We start from the raw sequence: 1,111 nt of genomic DNA, 5'->3' as shown, positions 1-1,111 counted from the left end.
CGGGGGTGCTGAACATTCTGCGGACCCTGCGCCACGAGATGCCGCTGGACACGGGGGACCCGGACGGACCGGATCTGCCGCGCCGCTTCCTGGACTCCCTGCTTTAGCGCGTTACCGGGATGTTCCGTCGGTATTACCGTGGTGTCCAGACGGCGTTGAGGGTATTCACAGCGTTTCTCGAGGAATCCCATCGAGAATCGCGACGTGCCAGTGACGTCGATGCTGCAATCCCCACCTGCCGTGCCTCCGGCACCGCAGCTGCCTGCCCAGACCCAGATCGGATATCCGGGTTTCCATCACGGGGTTTCGCTGCTGCACGGCTGGTTACCGCAGGTCATCACGTTCGCGGCGGTGTTCTTCCTGATCGTGGCCTTCGCCCGCTTCACCCGCCGCTGGTGGGTGCTGTGGGTGCCGCTGTGCCTGGTCTTCGCGGTCGGCGTGGTGTGGGCTTCCTGGGCTTACACCAATGACGAGGGCCTGGCCTCGGATCCGGCGCCGGCGCTGCTGTGGTTCGCGGTCGGGCTCGCGGGCGCGGTGCTCGCGGCGGCGGTGCTGGGCATCCGCACCGGCAGTTGGTGGCAGCGGATCGCGGCGATCATCGCGGTGCCGCTGGCGCTGCTGAACGTGGGCGTTGTGCTCAACCAGTGGGTCGGCTACTACCCGACGGCCAATGCCGCGTGGGCCGCGCTGACCGCGGAGCCGCTGCCGCATCAGACCGATCTGGATGCGCTGGCCTCGCTGCGCAACACCAACCCGGACACCGGCCGGATCGTGCCGGTGGACATCCCCGAGTCGGGCAGCCGCTTCAATCACCGCACGGAATACGTGTACCTGCCCCCGGCCTGGTTCCAGGGCGACCAGCCGCCCAGCCTGCCGGTGATCATGATGATCGGCGGCGAGTTCAACACTCCGGCGGACTGGGTGCGCAGCGGCCAGATCATGAACAGCGTCGACAGTTTCGCCAAGTCCAACGACGGCCGGACGCCCATCCTGGTCTTCGTCGACTCCGGCGGCAGCTTCAACAATGACACCGAATGCGTGAACGGCCCGCGCGGCGACGCCGCCGACCACCTCACCAAGGACGTGCCCGGCTACGTCGAATCAACTTTCG

Annotated in this window: 1 pseudogene; it reads left to right on the top strand. The window is 67.2% G+C overall.

Annotated features, from left to right (window positions below):
* Positions 1 to 204: 204 nt before the first annotated feature.
* A pseudogene (locus ACWELQ_RS46120) lies at positions 205 to 1,111 on the top strand (hypothetical protein); the annotation flags it as partial.

Source organism: Nocardia sp. NPDC004722 (assembly GCF_053601505.1).
This window is presented reverse-complemented; position numbering and strand designations above follow the sequence as displayed.